Here is a 17,273-nt window from a genome sequence, read left to right on the forward strand (position 1 = left end):
GACAGGCTCCCGGACGGCGCTTGAAGGTCCCTCCGCCAGGCGGGAGGCCGGAACAGGGGAGACGGCGGCGAGGCGGACGGCGGAAGCGGCGGAGACAGCCGCCGGAGGGAGACGCGCCGGGGAAGCGGGCCCGGTTTCCTTGAGAAGATCCGGCGGGGCCGCCGGGGGCGCTTTCATCCCCCCGCGCCGGGACGGGGCCGGGACGGCCCGCCTTGGCGGAGGCGGTCTTGATGGAGCGCCGGGACGGGAAACGCGGCTGTCCCGTCCCCTCCCCTGGGGAGAGGGCTGGGAAAGCCCCGCCCTCCGGGCGGAGGACGGGGCCCGGGCCCTTTCCAAGGCGGTGCAGCGGGACGCCCGGCGGTATGACGGCGGGTTTACCATTTATTGACAAATACCGGCCCTGCCGGGGGGATTTCCTCCGGCAGGGCCGGGGAGAGGGGGATGCCATATGCGCTTGACGCCTATGCGGTTCAAGGAGTTCACCTGGCCCCACAATCCGGAGGTGTACACGGTGGAGCACCGGCGGCGCATTGCCGTCCACCAGGTCCCCTTCGGGCCCTGCGTGATGCAGGAGCTGGGAGGCTCCTACCAGGTGCTGAAGGGGGAAGGCGTGTTTGTGGGGGAGGACGCTTACCAGCGCTTCAAGGAGCTGGCCGGGGTCTTTCAGCAGGAGGGGCCGGGGCTTTTGATTCATCCGGTCTGGAAGGCGGAAAAGGCCTACTTCGCGGCGCTGGAGGCCGTGGAGGAGCCCAGGCCGGACTTTGTGCGCTACCGCTTCGAGTTTTGGGAGGACGGGGGCGGCTATGACGGCGGGCTTAAGGCCGTGGAGGCGGGGAACCCCGGTGAAAGCTCCGGCGGCGCTTCCACGGCGGGAAACGCCGCGGAACATCAGCGGGTCCACACCGTGCGGAAGGGGGATACCCTCTGGGCCGTGGCGAAACAGTACGGCGTGGAGCTGACGGCCTTAATCCAGGCCAATCCCCAAATCAAAAACCCGAATCTGATTTACCCCGGAGAGGCGGTGAAGGTGCCGTGACGGGAAAGCTCTACACGGCGGATCATCAGATTTTCGCGCTGCCGCCGCTTTTGAGCTGGCGGGTCACCCACACGGGGACGGTGCCCTGCGACAGCTTTTCCGTCACCTTCGTCTACCAAAAGGAGATGGCGCAGGCGCTGAAAACAGCGGCGGGCTTTGTGGCGGAGGAGGAGGGGGAGGTCATGCTCCGGGCCGTTGTGGACGAGTACACGGTGGACCTGGACGGAAACGGCCTGACGGCCACGGTCTCCGGCCGGGGCTATGCCGCGAGGCTCCTGGACAACGAGTCCCGGCCCGTCACCTACCAGCAGGCCACCCTGGCGGAGATTCTGCAAAACCACGCGGAGCCCTACGGCATCACCTGCGGGGAAATCGCGGAGGTCCGGGCGGCGTCCGCCTACACCGTGGCGGCGGGGTCCAGCCAGTGGAAGGCGGTGGAAAGCTTCTGCCGGGCCTGCGGCGGCTTTGTCCCCCGGTTCAGCCGGGAGGGGGAGCTGCTGGCGTCGCCGGAGGAGGAGGGCCGGACCCTCTCCATCGGCGAGGGGGACCCGGTGCTCGCCTGCACCCTGCGGGAGGATCACTACGGCGTGCTGACGGAGGCCCTGGTCATCGACAAGACCCAGAACCAGGAGTTTTCCGTGAAAAACCGGGAGATGATCGACAAGGGAGGCCAGTGCCGCCGGGTGCTTTACACGCCGGGGCAGAGCACCTGGGCCGCCATGCGGTACACGGGGGAGTATCAAATTCAGCGGTCCGGAGAGGACGCCTGGACGGCGGAGGTGACGCTGCCGGGAAGCTTCCTGGCTTTCCCGGGGGACCGGGTGTCCCTGTCCCTGGAGCGGATGGGCCTTTCCGGGACCTTCNGGGTNGCGGAGNCGGAAAACNGCTTTGACGGCGGGANCGGGGCTCTGGTCACGCTGACGCTGAAGCCCCTGAAGACATAAGGAGGAAGCGCCATGTGGATTTCAAAACAGATGAAGCCGGCGGCGGCCACGGCGGACGCGGACCTGGGCGTCACCACCATCAGCGGGCGGAAAGCGGGCGTGCTGACCCGGGGAGAGGTCCGGGACCTGCCGGTCTATGGGCCGGGGGGCTATCTCTGGACCCCGGCCAACGGGACGGCGGCGCTGGTCATCAAGGGCGGTCCCGGCGGCGAGGAGCAGTGCGTGGCCGGGACCCGGCCCCTGGAGGAAGTGAAGCAGATTGAGCCGGGGGAGGTCTACATCTACGGCCCCGGCGGGAACTCGGTGTATCTGAAAAAGGACGGCAGCGTGGAAATCACAGGGGGGCAGGTATCCGTCAGCGGCGGGCTGAGCATCACCGGACAGCTCACGGTCAACGGGCAGCCCTATGCGCCCTGCGCGTGCTGAGGGAGGCGAACGGATGGAGCTGGAGCTGAGAAACGGGGACTACATCGCCGACGGCGTGGGAGGCCTGCGGCGGGTGGGGGGCCGGGAGGCCCTCTTGCAGCGGGTGCTCTTCCGGCTGACGGCCCGGCGGGGAAGCTTTCCCTTCCGGGAGGACCTGGGAAGCCGCCTGTGGGAGCTGGGGCGGGTCTCCGCCCCGGAACGGCGGAGCGCCGCGCGGCAGTATGTGGCGGAGGCCCTGGAGGCGGAGCCGGTCAGCGTGGAGGACGTGGACCTGGAGCAGGGCCGGGACGGCACGGCGGCGGTGACGGTCTATCTGCGCTATGAGGGGGAGGACCTGCCGGTGACGGTGGCGGTCCGCCCCTGAGAGGGAGAGGGAGAACGATGCGGAGTATCGAGACGATTTATGAAAAGCTGCTGGCGGACTTCGCCCAGCGGGCGGGCTTCACGCCGGAGGCGGGCTGCGATTTGGCGGTGCGGCTGTGGGCGGCGGCGGCGGAGCTNCAGGCCCTGGAAATCCAGGCGGACTGGGTGCTGGACCAGAGCTTTCCCCAGACGGCCCAGGGAGTCTATCTGGACCGCCATGGGGCTATGCGGNGCTTAAAGCGCCTGGGGGCCACCCGGTCCGGGGGCACTCTGCGCTTTTCCGTGGGGGCGCCGCCGGTTATGGACGTCACCATCCCGGCGGGGACGGTGTGCATGACGGCGGAGGAGGTCCGGGTGCGGACCTCGGAGGAGGCGGTGATTCCCGCCGGGGCCCTGTACGCCGACGCCCCCGCCGAGGCGGTGGAGGCCGGGACCGGGGGCAACGTGGTGCCGGGGGCGGTGCGGTTTTTGACGGCCTGCCCCACGGCGGTGACGGCGGTGACAAATCCGGGGGCCTTTACCGGCGGGGCCGGGGAGGAGGATGACGAAACCTTCCGGGCCCGGATCCTGGAGAGCTACCGCCGCCTTCCCAACGGGGCGAATACCGCCTGGTATGAGACTACGGCCATGGGCTATCCCGGCGTGACGGCGGCCAAGGCCGTGGGCCGGGCCGAGGGGCCGGGAACGGTGAACGTCTATGTCACCGGGGAAAACGGCCTGCCGGACGGGGANCTGCTGGCGGGTCTTCAGGCGGAGCTTCAGGAGAAGCGGGAAATCGCCGTGACGGTAAAGGCCCTGGCCCCCACCAGCAAGACGGTGAACGTGGCGGTGGCCGTGACCCCCAAGGAGGGGGCAGACAAGGAGGCGGTCTTGGAATCCGCCCGGCGGGCCATGGCGGATTTCTTCGGCGGGCGGCTGCTGGGCCGGGCGGTGCTGCTGGCGGAGCTGGGAAACCGGCTCTACGACCTGGAGGGCGTGGAAAACTACCGCTTCACCGCCCCGGCGGAGGACATCCCGGCGGACAGCACTGTCCTGCCGGTGCTGGGGACGCTGGAGGTGACGGAGCTTATGGAGGAGGCGTAGCATGTACGAGGAATATCTGCNGGCGCNACTGGCCCCCCTGGGGGTCTANCGGCTGGACCGGGATTCCCTCAGCGGGACGGAGCTCTATGCCTTGGGCCAGGGGCTGGACGCTGTGTCGGCCCGCCTGGACGGGGTGGAGCGGGAGGGCGTCACCGCCACGGCGGAGGACGAGGGGCTGCGCCGCCGGGAGGCGCTGTTTCTCCGCCGGCCCGCCGCCGTCACGCCGGAGGAGCGCCGGGCGGCCATCGCGGCGCTGCTGCAAATCGACGGGGACAGCCTGACGCCGGAGGCCATCGACCGGACCATCCGGGGCTGCGGCATCNGGGCCCAGGCCATTGAGATGGGAACCAACCGCGTCCGGGTGGTGTTTCCCGGAACGGCGGGGGTTCCGGCGGAGTTTGAGCAGATCGAGAAGATTGTGCTGGACATTCTGCCCTGCCATCTGGATGTGGAGTTTTACTTCCGATTCCTCACCTGGGAGGAATGCCACCGGCAGGGCTACACATGGGCCCTTGTTGAAGAACGGGAGTATGACTGGAACGGCTTCCAGCTGGCAATTCCGCCGGAGGAGGAGGGCGCTTTGCCGGACGGGGCCAACATTCTTTGACGGAAGAGGGAATGGATCGAATATCAAAAAGAGCGCCCGGCCAATGGCCGGACGCTCTTTTCATAAGTCATAGGGAAGCAAATTCCCGTCCAATCAGGCATACCGCCAGCTCAAACGCCTGAATTCTCCGCTCCGCCAGGGTTATCTGGGACCTGTACCGCTCCGGGTTCTCCCTGGCCCGGAGCGTTTTGACCGTTTCCCGGAGCTTGTGGAGCGTGGAGTCAATCTGCCGCTTTGCCTCCGTCAATTCTTCTCTTGAAAATTCCATAAAGCCTCCCATTCTCAAAACCGTATCAACCGTGTCCCATATCCCCGCAGAAAAGGACCCGCCTGTTTTCCTCGNACCTTNNACAANCNGCCGCGTCCTTTCGTCCCCCTTCGGTCGGAAGCAAAGAAATTCCCCGTCCAGCAAGAGGAATCATGCTCATTCCCAAACATCGCGAGGAAAAGGGTGTTTGCGGGAAAAACCACGGCGGGTTTTTCCTGCAATTCCAATAAAACCCCGCCAACGGCGGGGCGGTCCGCGAAGCGGACCGCTGCGCACCAAAAAGCCGCGTCTCCCGTCCTCCTCGGCCGAAAACCCAGCGGAGCGGATTTCGGCCGAAAGCGAAGAAATTCTCCGTCCGGCGGAGCTTTCCGCCAAAGGCGGGAAGCGCAGCGGTAAGGAGAATTTCTGAGCTGGTGCGCGAGGCGGGACTTGAACCCGCACGTCCGTAAAGGACACTAGAACCTGAATCTAGCGAGTCTGCCAATTCCACCACTCGCGCGCATCGTTATGAACTTGTCGGGCCTTACAGACGAAAACGAGAGGGGTCCCGCCCCGGCTGAGACGGGACCCTGTTCTCTGGTGCGCGAGGCGGGACTTGAACCCGCACGTCCGTAAAGGACACTAGAACCTGAATCTAGCGAGTCTGCCAATTCCACCACTCNCGCGCATCGTTATGAACTTGTCGGGCCTTACAGACGAAAACGAGAGGGGTCCCGCCCCGGCTGAGACGGGACCCTGTTCTCTGGTGCGCGAGGCGGGACTTGAACCCGCACGTCCGTAAAGGACACTAGAACCTGAATCTAGCGAGACTGCCAATTCCACCACTCGCGCGTGGTGCANAGCCTTCCAAAGGGGAAGCGTGGTGCGGCTGACGGGACTTGAACCCACACGTCGAATCGACNCCAGCACCTCAAGCTGGCCTGTCTACCAGTTCCAGCACAGCCGCGTAAGCCTGCGTTCCCCAAAAAAGACTGCTTGATTNTTATAGCCGGGACCGTCCTGCTTGTCAACACCCATTTTCCGTTTTTCCCGATTTTTTTCCTGGAAGAACCCGGCCCCTCCGCCCCTTGACGGAGAGGCCGGGCTTTTCNAGCGGCTTACAGCCCGGCCATGACCTCGCCGATGGGGTCCGTGATGACCAGCCCGGCGGAGAGGTCCCGGGCCACGGCGGATTTATTGATGAGGGCCAGCCGCTTTCCCCGGAAGTAATTGATGAGCCCCGCGGCGGGCCAGACGTTTAAGGAGGTGCCCCCGATGATGAGCAGATCCGCCCNGGCGATGGAATCCACCGCGTCGTTCATGACGGACTGGTCCAGGCCCTCCTCATAGAGCACCACGTCGGGCTTGACGACGCCCCCGCAGNTACAGCGGGNCNCCCCGGTCCCGTTCAGAATGAAGTCCAGGCCGTAGAACTTCCCGCAGCGCTCGCAGTAGTTCCGGTGGACGCTGCCGTGGAGCTCGCAGACATGCTTGCTCCCCGCCGCCTGGTGGAGCCCGTCGATGTTCTGGGTAACCACGGCGGTGAGTTTCCCCGCCGCCTCCCACTCCGCCAGCTTCCGGTGGGCGGCGTTGGGCTTGGCCTCGGGGGCCAGCATTTTGGCCCGGTAGAAGCGGAAGAACTCCTCGGGGTTGCTTTTATAGAAGGTATGGCTTAAAATGGTTTCCGGCGGATACTTCCACTCCTGATGATAGAGCCCGCCGGTGGAGCGGAAATCCGGGATGCCGGACTCCGTGCTGACCCCCGCGCCGCCGAAAAAGGCAATGGCCTTGGACTCTTGTACCCAGGTCTTTAAGGTCTCGACTGCTTCCGTCATAAATGTCCCTCCCTGCGGATTATAATAATATTTAAGCCGTTCCGCCCGCCGCCGCAAAACATGGCAGCTGCTACTTCCCGCCTTTACTGGAACGGCNTCAAAGGAGAACGTCTTATGAATATCCAGATCTTCGGCTCCTCCAAGTGCTTCGACACCAAGAAGGCCCAGCGCTGGTTCAAGGAGCGCCGGATCCAGTTCCAGTACATCGATCTCCCCTCAAAGGGATTATCCCCCCGGGAATACCAATCCGTCAAGCAGAAAGTTGGCTTCGAGGCCCTGGTAAACACAAAATGCCGGGCCTATGCGGATCTGTACATGGCCTATGTGGCCCCCGCCGCCCAGGAGGAGAAGCTGCTGGANAACCCCGTCCTCTTCCAAACCCCCATCGTCCGCAGCGGCAGGGAGGCCACGGTGGGCTATCACCCCGAGATTTGGGAGACCTGGGAGTGACCGGCTATTTTGACAGGAAGTGTGGTGATTCCGCCATGAAGCGCAAGCTGTCCCGGGGGATTTATCTCCTGGCCCAGCGCTACTTCCGCCACGGCGTGGGGGTCCAGAGCGCCGCCCTGGCCTTCTATTTGCTGTTTATGATTTTCCCCTTCCTCATCTTCATCAGCGCCCTGCTGGNTTTGCTGGATTTGAACGTCACCGCCATCCTCCTGGCCCTGGGGGAGTTTCTGCCCCGGGACGTGGTGGACATCGTGCGGGCCTATCTGGTCCATGTGGGCGAGAGCCCCAGCCCCAAGCTTATGGTGTTCGGCCTGTTTTTCTCCATCTGGTTTCCCATGCGGGCCACCAACGCCNTGATNGTCTCCGTGCGGACGGCCTATCACCTGGGGCCCCCCAAGCGGGCGGTGATGCACCGGCTGAAAACCCTGCTCTATACCGTGGTGCTGATTTCGGCCATCGCCCTGACGCTGGCGCTGANGACCATCGGCGACCGGCTGCTGGGCTACGCGGTGGGGAACTTCCGCCTGCCGCTGCTTTTGGCGGAGCTGTGGGCCCGGATNCGCTTTCCGGCGGCGGCGGTGGTGGGCTACTTCGCCCTGTTCTTTCTCTACGCCCTGGCCCAGGACGGCCGGAGGCCCTGGCAGGACCTGTGGCCCGGGACCCTGGCGGCCCTGGCGGCCTGGATGGGGTTGAGCTGGCTGTACGCCATGTATGTGGAAAACTTCGCCAACTACTCCCTGCTTTACGGGTCCATCGGCACGGTGGTGGTGCTGATGATCTGGCTCTACATGTCCGCCAACGTGCTGATTTTGGGGGCGGAGCTCAACGGGACCCTGGTGGCGATGCGGAAGGAAGCGGAAAGCGGATAAAGCGGATTGGAAATGGGGAATGGCAAATGCGGGACCGCTAGGAATTTGAGGCCGTCATTCACGAGGCGGGCGGCTCCGGCGGAGCTTACGTCGTCTTTCCCTGGGACGTCCGGGAGGAATTCGGCGCGGGCCGGGTGAAGNTCCGCGCGCTCTTTGNCGGGATTCCCTACGACGGGAGCATCGTGAACATGGGCGTAAAGGACGAGGCGGGAAACATCGCCTATATCCTCGGCGTGCGGAAGGACATCCGAAAGACCTTAGGCAAGGGCCAGGNGGACATGCTCCAAGTGGTGGTGACGAGGCGCTAGTCTCCGGCATCCGGAAAACGCGGCCTAAGAGGACCGTATTCTCATACACCGGGGAAGCGAAAAAAGCGCCGTCTAGCTTGACAGCGCTTTTGAGAATTGCTATAATACAGATAAAGGGAACGCTGCGCAAGGCGGCTGGCCCTAGTAACTCAATCAATTGGACGGATAAAAGACCGCCAAGAAACCGTCACTTGCCAGAGTGGCGGTTTCTGCTTTTTACGATAATCGTCACGGTAAACCGCCCGATATGTAACGTAATCCGCATACGGCCCCACCTCCTTTCGGAGGACGTGGCCAGCCGCCTGTCCGCTGCGCAGCGTTCCCGCTCCTCTTGGAGGAGCGGGAATATTTTATCATTCGGCATTCTGTTTGTCAAATGTTGTCCCCGGCTGGGTTTCTTATGGATAATCCTTCCCCCTCCCGCGCATACTACCCCCATTCTTGGAGGTGCGCATGGGAACTTTATCGGATAACTACACGGAAAACGTCCGGCTCTTTGACGAGGCCCTGGGGGTGGGCCGCAGCGTGGACATGGTGAGCCGGGATTACGTCATCGGCGGCCGCCGGGCCCGGATCTGGGTGGTGGACGGCTACGGTCTGGACGAAACCCTGGAACGCATGGGGGCCTTTTGGCTCTCCCGGCCGGAAAACGCCCTGGAGGGCCTTACGGACATGCAGGACTTCGCCGACCGGCTGATTTCCTTCTCGGAGGTGGACGTGGGCTTTGACCCGGAGGAGCTTGTCACCTCCGTCCTCATGGGAAAAACCCTGCTTTTGGTGGAGGGGCTCCGGGGCGGAGCCCAGATTGACGCCAAGAGCTACCCCAGCCGCGGCGTGGACGAGCCCCCCGACGGCAAGGTCCTCCGGGGCTCCCACGACGGCTTTGTGGAGGCGGTGGTGCCCAACATGGCCCTGCTCCGCCGCCGCATCCGCGACCCCCACCTCACCATGGAGGGGCTGAAGGTGGGCAGGCGCTCCCACACCGACGCGGTGCTCTGCTACCTGGACGACAAGGCGGACCCGGCNCTCCTCTCCGCCATCCGGGAAAAGCTGAACGGCATCGACGTCAATTCCCTCTCCATGGCCCAGGAGAGCGTGGCGGAGGCCATCCGGCCCAAGCAGTGGTACAACCCCTTTCCCAAGGTCCGCTATACCGAGCGGCCCGACAGCGCCGCCGCCAGCATCATGGAGGGCAACGTGGTGCTGATGGTGGACAACTCCCCGTCCGTGATGATTCTACCCACCACCTTTTTTGACTTCACCCAGGAGGCCAACGAGTTCTACTTCCCGCCCCTGGTGGGGTCCTACCTCCGCCTCCTTCGGATTATCGTCTTTGTGATCTCCCTGCTGATTACCCCCACCTGGTACCTGATGGTGAAGGAGAACGGGCGGCTGCCGGAGTGGCTGAGCTTCATCTCCTCCCCGGANCCGGCGGCCCTGGGGCTTTTGTGGCAGCTGCTGGTGGTGGAGTTTTTGGTGGACGTTTTGAAGCTGGCGTCCCTGAACACGCCGGACTCCCTGTCCAACTCCTTNTCCATGCTGGGGGCCCTGATTCTGGGCGACTTCGCCGTCCAGGCCGGCTGGCTGGGGCCGGAGGTGCTGGTGTATATGGCCTTCGTGTCCGTGGCCAGCTTCGCCCAGCCCAGCTATGAGATGGGCTACGCCTTCAAGCTCCTCCGGGTGGTCCTCCTCCTGCTCACCGCCGCCTTCGACGTGTGGGGCTACGGCCTGGGGATTCTGGGCATCGTCCTTCTGCTGGCCACCACCAAGCCCCTGGTGGGCCGGGGCTATCTCTACCCCCTCATCCCCTTCCACGGAAGGGCCCTGTGGCGGCTTTTGGTGCGGGAGCCCATCAGNCGGGACAACACCTGACTTTTTTGGACCGTCCTCCGCCTTTGCCGCGGGGGGCGGTCCTTTTTCGCCGGGCCTGGGACGGGCCGCCGAGGGCGGCGGCCCCTACAGCTTTGTNTCCCGATAGAATGCCCGTANGGGCCGCCCCCCTGGGCGGCCCGTCTCCCCCGGGAACGGCCCTTCTCTCGACAGACCGCTCTTTTTCCGTTTTCACCAAAAAGTAATACCTTTCGCCGCCAAACTTTGCCGCCCGGAAATCAATCCAGGATTGACGGTAAGGGCGAAAACCCTCATAATAAGATAGAAGAAAACGCGCAATCATACCGAGGGAGGCATCCATGAAAACAGGCTATTTGNTACTGGCGNACGGCCAGGTGTTCCAGGGGCTCCGGTTCGGCGCGGAGGCCGATACCGTGGGGGAGCTGGTCTTTACCACCNGCATGTGCGGCTNTGTGGAGACCCTGACGGACCCCAGCTACGCGGGGCAGATCGTCCTGCAAACCTATCCCCTCATCGGCAACTGCGGCATCATCCCGGAGGACTTCGAGGGGGACTGCCATGTCAGGGGCTACGTGGTCCGGGAGCGGTGCGATCACCCCTCCAATTTCCGAAGCGAAGGAGACCTGGACGGCTTTTTGAAGGAGCGGGGCGTCCCCGGCCTCTATGGCGTGGACACCCGCCAGCTCACCCGGATTCTCCGGGAGTCCGGGGTGATGAACGCCCTGATTTGCGATCAGGTCCCGCCGGACCTTTCCGTCCTGCGGTCCTATTCCGTCTCCGGCGCGGTGGAGGCCGTCACCCGGAAGGAGGCCGCCGTCTTCCCGCCGGAGGGGGGGAGCCCCCGCTTCCGGGTGGCCCTGCTGGACTACGGCGCCAAGCGCAACATCACCCAGGAGCTGCGGAAGCGGGGCTGCGAGGTGACGGTGTTCCCCGCCTCCACGGCGGCGGAAACCGTCCTGGCCATGAAGCCCGACGGGGTCATGCTCTCCAACGGCCCCGGGGACCCGGCGGAAAACGTCTATCAGATTGCNCAGATTCAAAAGCTCCTGGGAAAGGTCCCCCTGTTCGGCATCTGCCTGGGCCACCAGCTCACCGCCCTGGCGGCGGGGGGGAAGACCTATAAGCTGAAATACGGCCACCGGGGCGTGAACCAGCCCGTCCGGGACCTTGGCGGCCCCCGGACCTACATCACCAGCCAGAACCACGGCTACGCCGTGGACGCCGGCTCGGTAAAGTGCGGCCGCGTCTCCTTCGCCAACGCCAACGACGGGACCTGCGAGGGCCTGGACTATCCCGGCCTCCGGGCCTTCACGGTCCAGTTCCACCCGGAGGCCCGGGGCGGCCCCCGGGACACCGCCTTTCTTTTTGACCGGTTTGTGGAATGGATGAAGGGAGGGGAGCGGTAATNCCTCTNGATACCAGCATCAAAAAAGTCCTGGTCATCGGCTCCGGCCCNATCGTCATCGGNCAGGCCGCCGAGTTCGACTACGCCGGGGCCCAGGCCTGCCGGGTGTTTAAGGAAGCCGGGGTCAACGTGGTCCTGTGCAACTCCAACCCCGCCACCATCATGACGGACCAGGCCATGGCGGACGAAATCTACTTAGAACCCCTCACCGCCGAAACCCTCAAGCGCGTTATCCGCAAGGAACAGCCCGNCTCCCTCCTGGCGGGCCTGGGGGGCCAGACCGGCCTGACCCTGGCCATGGAGCTTGACAAAGAGGGCTTCCTCCAGGAGCAGAACGTCCGGCTTCTGGGAACCGATGCCGCCGCCATCTCCCGGGCGGAGGACCGGGAGCTTTTCAAGGCCGCTATGATGGAAATCAACCAGCCGGTCATTGCCTCCGGCATCGCGGAGACTGTGGAGGAGGCCTTGGAAGCAGCCGCGAAAACCGGCTATCCCGTCATTGTCCGCCCCGCCTTCACCCTGGGCGGCGCGGGGGGCGGCGCGGCAAGGGACGAGACGGAGCTCCGGGTTATCGCCCAGACGGGCCTGGACGCCTCTCCCATCACCCAGGTGCTGATTGAAAGGGCCATCTTCGGCTGGAAGGAAATCGAGTTTGAGACCATGCGGGACGCCGCGGGCAACGTCATTGCCGTGTGCTCCATGGAGAACCTGGACCCCGTGGGGGTCCACACCGGGGACTCCATCGTGGTGGCCCCCACCCAGACCCTGGCGGACCGGGAGTTTCAGATGCTCCGCTCCGCCTCGCTGGACATCATCACGCATCTTGGCATCGTGGGCGGCNGCAACGTCCAGCTGGCCCTGAACCCGGACAGCTTTGAATACGCCGTCATTGAGGTAAACCCCCGGGTCTCCCGGTCCTCCGCCCTGGCCTCCAAGGCCACCGGCTATCCCATTGCCAAAATCACGGCGAAAATCGCCCTGGGGTACACCCTGGACGAAATTAAAAACGACATCACCGGCAAGACCTGCGCCTGTTTCGAGCCTACCCTGGACTACGTCGTCGTTAAAATGCCGAANTGGCCCTTTGTCAAATTCGCCGACGCCTCCCGCTCCCTGGGCACCCAGATGAAGGCCACCGGCGAGGTCATGGCCATCGCCCCCAGCTTTGAGATGGCATTGATGAAGGCCGTCCGNNGGGCGGAANTCGGGATGGACNCCCTCAACCGGNAGAACACGGAGGGCGCCCCCATTTGGGAGCGGCTCCGCCGGGTGGACGACCGGCGGCTCTTCACCATCTTCGAGGCTATGAAATCCGGCGTCAGCGTGGAGGAGATTTTCTCCATTACAAAGATCGACCGCTGGTTTCTCTGGAAGCTGCAAGGCCTTGCGGACTTCGAGCAGGCCCTGGAGGGGGACGGATTGACGGCGGAGCGCTATGCCGAGGGCAAGCGCCTGGGCTACCCGGACGAAACCCTCCTCCGTCTCTCCGGGGCGGACCGGCTCCCGGAGGAGCCCCGGAAGGCCGTTTACAAGATGGTGGACACCTGCGGCGCGGAGTTCGACGCGGAGACCCCCTATTTCTACTCCAGCTTTGACCGGTTCTGCGAGTCCCGGGCCTTCCCCCGGTCCGGCCGCCCGGTGATTCTGGTCCTAGGCTCCGGCCCCATCCGCATCGGCCAGGGCATCGAGTTCGACTACTCCTCCGTCCACTGCGTCTGGACGCTGAAGGAGCTGGGCTACGACGTGGTGATTGTCAACAACAACCCGGAAACCGTCTCCACGGACTACGACACCGCCGACCGCCTCTATTTCGAGCCCCTGTACCCCGAGGACGTGATGCACATTATTGAGGTGGAAAAGCCCNTGGGNGTGGTGGTGGNCNNNNGCGGGCAGANCGCNATCAAGCTCACCAAGNTCCTGGACCGGCAGGGCATCCCCATCTTGGGCACCTCCGCCGAGTCCATCGACATGGCGGAGGACCGGGAGCGGTTCGANGCGCTTTTGGAGCGCTTCCACATCAAGCGCCCCCAGGGCCGGGGGGTCCTGGGCATGGAGGAGGCCCTGGCGGCGGCAAACGAGCTGGGCTACCCCGTCCTGCTCCGGCCCAGCTACGTTATCGGCGGGCAGAACATGGTCATTGCCCACAACGACGAGGACGTAAAGACCTATATGAACGTCATCCTCTCGGGGAAGGTGGAAAACNCGGTCCTGGTGGACCAGTACCTCATGGGCAAGGAGCTGGAGGTGGATGTGATTTCCGACGGCACGGACGTCCTCATTCCCGGCGTCATGCAGCACATTGAGCGCACCGGCGTCCACTCCGGGGACTCCATCGCCGTCTATCCCCCCTTCTCCATCGGGGACCGGATGCTGAGGACCATTGTGGACTGCTCCGAAAAGCTGGCGTTGTCCCTGGGCACCAAGGGCCTTATCAACATCCAGTACCTCATCTACCAGGGGGAGCTGTACGTCATTGAGGTCAACCCCCGGGCCAGCCGGACGGTGCCCTATATCTCCAAGGTCACCGGCGTGCCCATGGTGGACCTTGCCACCCAGGTTTCGGTGGGGCGGCCCCTCCGCTCCCTGGGCTATGGCACGGGCCTTTATCCCCAGCCCCCCTACGTTGCCGTGAAGGTCCCCGTCTTCTCCTTTGAAAAGCTCACCGACGCCAACGCCGCCCTCTCCCCGGAAATGAAGTCCACCGGCGAGGTGCTGGGCCTGGGGAAAAACATGCAGGAGGCCCTTTTCAAGGGCCTGGTCTCCGCCGGGTACAAGGNGGAAAGCGCGGAGAAAAAGGNCGTCCTCATCTCCGTCAACCGCCGGGACCAGCCGGAGATTCTGGACACCNCCCGGAAGCTGGACGAGCTGGGCTTCCGGCTCTATGCCACCGACGGCACCGCCCGGGAGATTGAGCGCCTGGGCACCAGCGTGGAAATCGTGGGCAAGCTGGGCCGGGACAACCGGGTCTTCCAGCTGNTGGAGGACGGGAAGATCGACTATGTGATTCTCACCGGGTCCACGGAGCCGGAGTACATCCGGGACTTCATCCGCCTGAACCACCGCTGCGTCCAGCTGGGAATCCCCTGCCTGACGTCCCTGGATACCGCCGGGGCCCTGGCGGACATCCTGGAATCCCGGTACAACCAGGGCAACACGGAGCTGGTGGACATCTGCCATCTGCGGGAACACCGGGAGAAGCTGCCCTTCACCAAGATGCAGACCTGCGGCAACGACTACATTTTCCTGGAGAACTTCGACGGGCGGATTACCTGCCCGGAATCCCTGTGCGTCACCTTCTGCCACCGGCACTACGGCGTGGGGGCCGACGGCATCATTTTGATGGAGCGCTCGGAAACCGCGGACGTGAAAATGCGGATGTTCAACAGCGACGGCAGCGAGGGAAAAATGGCGGGCAACGCCCTTCGCTGCCTTGGGAAGTACCTCTATGACAACGGCTTTTCCACAAAGGGGACCGTCACGGTGGAAACCGGCAGCGGCCTGCGGANNNTCACGCTGTACACCACCAACGGGAAGGTAACCTCCGCCAGCGTGGACATGGGAAAGGCGGCTCTGGACGCCTCGGGGCTGAAATNCCCCATCGCGGAGCCCCAGGTGGTGGACTATCCCGTCCGCATTGCCGGTCGGCCCTACCGCATCACCTGCGTGGACATGGGGAATCCCCACTGCGTGGTGTTCTGCGACCGGGTGGANGATGTGGACATCGGCTTCATCGGCCCCCGGTTNGAGCACGCGCCNTATTTCCCGGAGCGGACCAACACGGAGTTTGTCCGTGTGGTGAACCCCAGCACCATCAAAATGCGGGTCTGGGAACGGGGCAGCGGGGAGACCATGGCCTGCGGCACGGGAGCGTGCGCGGCGGTGGCCGCCGCCGTTGCCAACGGCCTTTGCGAGAAGGGCCGGGACATCACCGTCCGGGTGAAGGGCGGGGAACTGATTGTCCACTACACCGACGAGGGGGTTACCCTGACCGGGGACGCGAAGCTGGTGTATACGGGGGAGATTGAATATTGAGCGGCACCGGGCCGCCGGGGGCGGCGGCCCCTACCCATCATCCGTAGGGGCCGGCCCCCTGGCCGGCCCGTTTGCCGGGAACCCTGACGCGCATAACCAAAAGGACCGCCCTTCCGGGCGGTCCTTCTTTTACGGTTACGGTTTGACAACGGTGACGGTGGTCCCGCTGGTCCCCAGGAACATCTCCTCCAGCAGCTTCACCATGCGCTGGTACTCCAGGGGGCTCTCCGCGTACTCCTTGATGCTCTCGTGGACGGACCAGCTTGTGGCGTGTTTGTCATTGTACACCTCCGTCAGCCGGGCCAGGGAGTTGGAGGCTATCTCCGCCGTGAAGAACCCACTGGAGNACGGGTATTGGAAGCACACCTCGTCCAAATTCTCCACCAGCGCCAGCATCTGATAGCCCAGGAACCGGGACAGCCCCGAGATTTCAGAGGTCGTCTCCTCCGTTTCCTCAAACTCCAACGTCCAGCGGTAGGGCCGCTCGCTGGTCTGGAGGGAGATGTTATACCGTCCAATCCGGCTCCCCACCTGCAAGAGCTTGGCGATGTTCCCCAGGGCCGGGGCGTCGCCGCAGTAGGGGGTCTTGGCGTCCAGCAGCAGCAGCGTATCCCGGTCAATCACCATGCCATCCTGCCACACCAGCCGCCCGCAGATCCACACCTCGTCCAGGCCCTTCAGGGGGATGGACAACAGGGGAATCTGCTTGCGGTATCCTCCCTGGGCGGTCTGGAAGGGATTCACCCGGACCTCCCGGGCGGTGTAGGTGAGGATTCCGTTTTCCTCCGTGCTTTTCAGGCCCCGGAGCTCATAGGCTCCCCAGTAGGTATCCGCCAGCAGGTTTAGATTATTTTCCGCGTCCACCTGGGGGTTTTCAATGCTGAAATGCTNCGCGTCCGGCGTCCGGCCGATGACGAACTCCTTCAGCAGGTATCCGCCCACCACCAGCAGCACCGTGCACACCACCGCCAGGACGATTTTATGAACCGTCCCCTTCTTCACCCGCTTGAGATAGTCCACCTCTTTCTCCGGCTCCGCCGCTTCCTCCGCCGGGGCGGCCNTGGCCTCCTNCCGCTNCCGGCACTCCGGGCAGGTCTCCAGGTGCCGGTCCACCGCTTCCTTCGCTTCCTCCCCCAGGAGGTTTCCCACATAGCTGGGCAGCAAATCCCGCACCACGCCGCAGGTCAAATCATTCTTCATCACTCGCGCCTCCATTCTTGAGTTTTTCCTTGCTCCGGTAAAAGGTCACCCGGGCCCAGGTCTCCGTCCTGCCGCACACGTCCCCGATCTCCCGGAAGCTGAGGCCCCCGAAGGCCCGGAGATACACCACCTCCCGCTGGGGCTCCGGCAGATTGTGAACCAGCTTCAAAAGGTCCATCCGGCCCTCCTGTTCCAGGACGCTCTCCTCCGCCGAGGGGCCGGGGGACTCCGGCAGNTCCTCCGGTAGGACCGGGGCCTCCCGCTTTTGCTTCCGGAGGTGCTGGAACCACAGGTGCTTGGCAATCTGGCACAGCCAGACGGAGACCTTGCAGGACCCGTCAAAGCGGTCCACGGATTTGACGGCCTGGTAAAAGGTCTCCTGGGTCAGCTCTTCGGCAAGGCCGGGGTCGCGGCACTGGGCAAGGAGAAACTTATAGACCGTCTGGGCGTGCTGCTGGTAAACCTTCTGCATGTCCTCCATGGGCNTNAGCCTCCCTTCACCGGCCCCGCCGGGCCNTNGTTTCNGTTTATATATCCCCGGGAAGGGGAAAACGTTACGGAATCTGCCACGGATTTTTTTGCAATTTTTTCCAAGGAGTCGCGGGGATTGCTCCTCT

At 64.2% G+C, this 17,273-nt stretch carries 16 protein-coding genes, 4 tRNA genes and 1 pseudogene; 13 read left to right on the plus strand and 8 right to left on the minus strand.

What is annotated here, in order from left to right:
- The 7 genes and pseudogenes from JX325_RS01030 to JX325_RS01060 form a co-directional block, all read left to right on the plus strand.
- Positions 1-388: pseudogene (locus JX325_RS01030) on the plus strand (hypothetical protein); the annotation flags it as partial.
- 60 nt (positions 389-448) lie between these two features.
- Positions 449-1,036 (plus strand): SafA/ExsA family spore coat assembly protein, encoded by a 588-nt coding sequence (safA, locus tag JX325_RS01035; RefSeq protein WP_243413854.1) that lies wholly within the window; start codon positions 449-451, stop codon positions 1,034-1,036.
- Entirely contained in the window at positions 1,033-1,980 is a 948-nt protein-coding gene (locus JX325_RS01040) for a hypothetical protein (protein WP_204789326.1), read from the plus strand. The genes safA and JX325_RS01040 overlap by 4 nt, the downstream gene beginning before the upstream one ends.
- Positions 1,981-1,992: 12 nt before the next feature.
- Positions 1,993-2,406 (plus strand): hypothetical protein, encoded by a 414-nt coding sequence (locus JX325_RS01045; RefSeq protein ID WP_204789327.1) that lies wholly within the window; start codon positions 1,993-1,995, stop codon positions 2,404-2,406.
- Positions 2,407-2,419: 13 nt separating this feature from the next.
- Complete coding sequence (locus tag JX325_RS01050; RefSeq protein WP_204789328.1) at positions 2,420-2,770, plus strand: hypothetical protein; 351 nt, start codon at positions 2,420-2,422, stop codon at positions 2,768-2,770.
- Positions 2,771-2,787: 17 nt separating this feature from the next.
- Positions 2,788-3,852, plus strand: coding sequence for a baseplate J/gp47 family protein (locus JX325_RS01055; RefSeq protein WP_204789329.1), 1,065 nt, complete (start codon positions 2,788-2,790; stop codon positions 3,850-3,852).
- A gap of 1 nt (position 3,853) precedes the next feature.
- Entirely contained in the window at positions 3,854-4,459 is a 606-nt protein-coding gene (locus JX325_RS01060; RefSeq protein WP_204789330.1) for a hypothetical protein, read from the plus strand.
- A gap of 67 nt (positions 4,460-4,526) precedes the next feature.
- On the opposite strand, the gene JX325_RS01065 is transcribed toward JX325_RS01060, so the two are convergent.
- The 6 genes from JX325_RS01065 to JX325_RS01090 form a co-directional block, all read right to left on the minus strand.
- Positions 4,527-4,727: a hypothetical protein gene (locus JX325_RS01065; RefSeq protein WP_204789331.1), complete on the minus strand. Its 201-nt coding sequence runs from the start codon at positions 4,725-4,727 to the stop codon at positions 4,527-4,529.
- 411 nt (positions 4,728-5,138) lie between these two features.
- A tRNA-Leu gene (locus JX325_RS01070) sits at positions 5,139-5,226 on the minus strand.
- A 78-nt stretch (positions 5,227-5,304) separates the two neighbouring features.
- Positions 5,305-5,392 (minus strand) — tRNA-Leu (locus JX325_RS01075).
- Positions 5,393-5,470: 78 nt separating this feature from the next.
- Positions 5,471-5,558 (minus strand) — tRNA-Leu (locus tag JX325_RS01080).
- Positions 5,559-5,587: 29 nt separating this feature from the next.
- Positions 5,588-5,673 (minus strand) — tRNA-Leu (locus JX325_RS01085).
- Positions 5,674-5,824: 151 nt separating this feature from the next.
- A complete protein-coding gene (locus JX325_RS01090; RefSeq protein WP_204789332.1) occupies positions 5,825-6,541 on the minus strand; it encodes an NAD-dependent protein deacylase in 717 nt (238 codons plus the stop codon).
- A 114-nt stretch (positions 6,542-6,655) separates the two neighbouring features.
- On the opposite strand from JX325_RS01090, the gene JX325_RS01095 reads away from it, so the two are divergent.
- From JX325_RS01095 to carB, 6 genes are all read left to right on the plus strand, one after another.
- On the plus strand, positions 6,656-6,991 hold the full coding sequence (locus JX325_RS01095; RefSeq protein WP_204789333.1) for an arsenate reductase family protein: 336 nt from the start codon (positions 6,656-6,658) through the stop codon (positions 6,989-6,991).
- A complete protein-coding gene (locus JX325_RS01100) occupies positions 6,988-7,860 on the plus strand; it encodes a YihY/virulence factor BrkB family protein (RefSeq protein ID WP_243413855.1) in 873 nt (290 codons plus the stop codon). The genes JX325_RS01095 and JX325_RS01100 overlap by 4 nt, the downstream gene beginning before the upstream one ends.
- Positions 7,861-7,916: 56 nt before the next feature.
- Positions 7,917-8,168, plus strand: a complete 252-nt coding sequence (locus JX325_RS01105) for a DUF1905 domain-containing protein (RefSeq protein WP_204789353.1) — start codon at positions 7,917-7,919, stop codon at positions 8,166-8,168.
- 453 nt (positions 8,169-8,621) lie between these two features.
- Positions 8,622-10,040, plus strand: a complete 1,419-nt coding sequence (locus JX325_RS01110; RefSeq protein ID WP_204789334.1) for a spore germination protein — start codon at positions 8,622-8,624, stop codon at positions 10,038-10,040.
- Positions 10,041-10,357: 317 nt separating this feature from the next.
- Positions 10,358-11,425 carry a carbamoyl phosphate synthase small subunit gene (locus JX325_RS17745; RefSeq protein ID WP_243413856.1) on the plus strand — a complete coding sequence of 356 codons (1,068 nt, stop codon included), beginning with the start codon at positions 10,358-10,360 and terminating at the stop codon, positions 11,423-11,425.
- Positions 11,401-15,456, plus strand: a complete 4,056-nt coding sequence (carB, locus tag JX325_RS01115) for a carbamoyl-phosphate synthase large subunit (protein WP_204789335.1) — start codon at positions 11,401-11,403, stop codon at positions 15,454-15,456. Before JX325_RS17745 ends, carB begins: the two co-directional genes overlap by 25 nt.
- A gap of 135 nt (positions 15,457-15,591) precedes the next feature.
- Here the strand turns inward: carB and JX325_RS01120 are convergent, their stop codons facing one another.
- Both JX325_RS01120 and JX325_RS01125 read right to left on the minus strand, forming a co-directional pair.
- A complete protein-coding gene (locus JX325_RS01120; RefSeq protein ID WP_204789336.1) occupies positions 15,592-16,656 on the minus strand; it encodes a DUF4825 domain-containing protein in 1,065 nt (354 codons plus the stop codon).
- Positions 16,646-17,137 (minus strand): RNA polymerase sigma factor, encoded by a 492-nt coding sequence (locus JX325_RS01125; protein WP_204789337.1) that lies wholly within the window; start codon positions 17,135-17,137, stop codon positions 16,646-16,648. Before JX325_RS01125 ends, JX325_RS01120 begins: the two co-directional genes overlap by 11 nt.
- Positions 17,138-17,273 lie beyond the last annotated feature (136 nt).

This window comes from Oscillibacter sp. CU971, assembly GCF_905219725.1.
GTDB lineage: Bacteria > Bacillota > Clostridia > Oscillospirales > Oscillospiraceae > Oscillibacter.

Excerpts from the sequence above, each read along its gene's own strand:
- safA (WP_243413854.1), top strand. The coding sequence starts at position 449 with ATGCGCTTGACGCCTATGCGGTTCAAGGAGTTCACCTGGCCCCACAAT.
- JX325_RS01065 (WP_204789331.1), bottom strand. The coding sequence starts at position 4,727 with ATGGAATTTTCAAGAGAAGAATTGACGGAGGCAAAGCGGCAGATTGAC.
- JX325_RS01045 (WP_204789327.1), top strand. The coding sequence starts at position 1,993 with ATGTGGATTTCAAAACAGATGAAGCCGGCGGCGGCCACGGCGGACGCG.
- JX325_RS01050 (WP_204789328.1), top strand. The coding sequence starts at position 2,420 with ATGGAGCTGGAGCTGAGAAACGGGGACTACATCGCCGACGGCGTGGGA.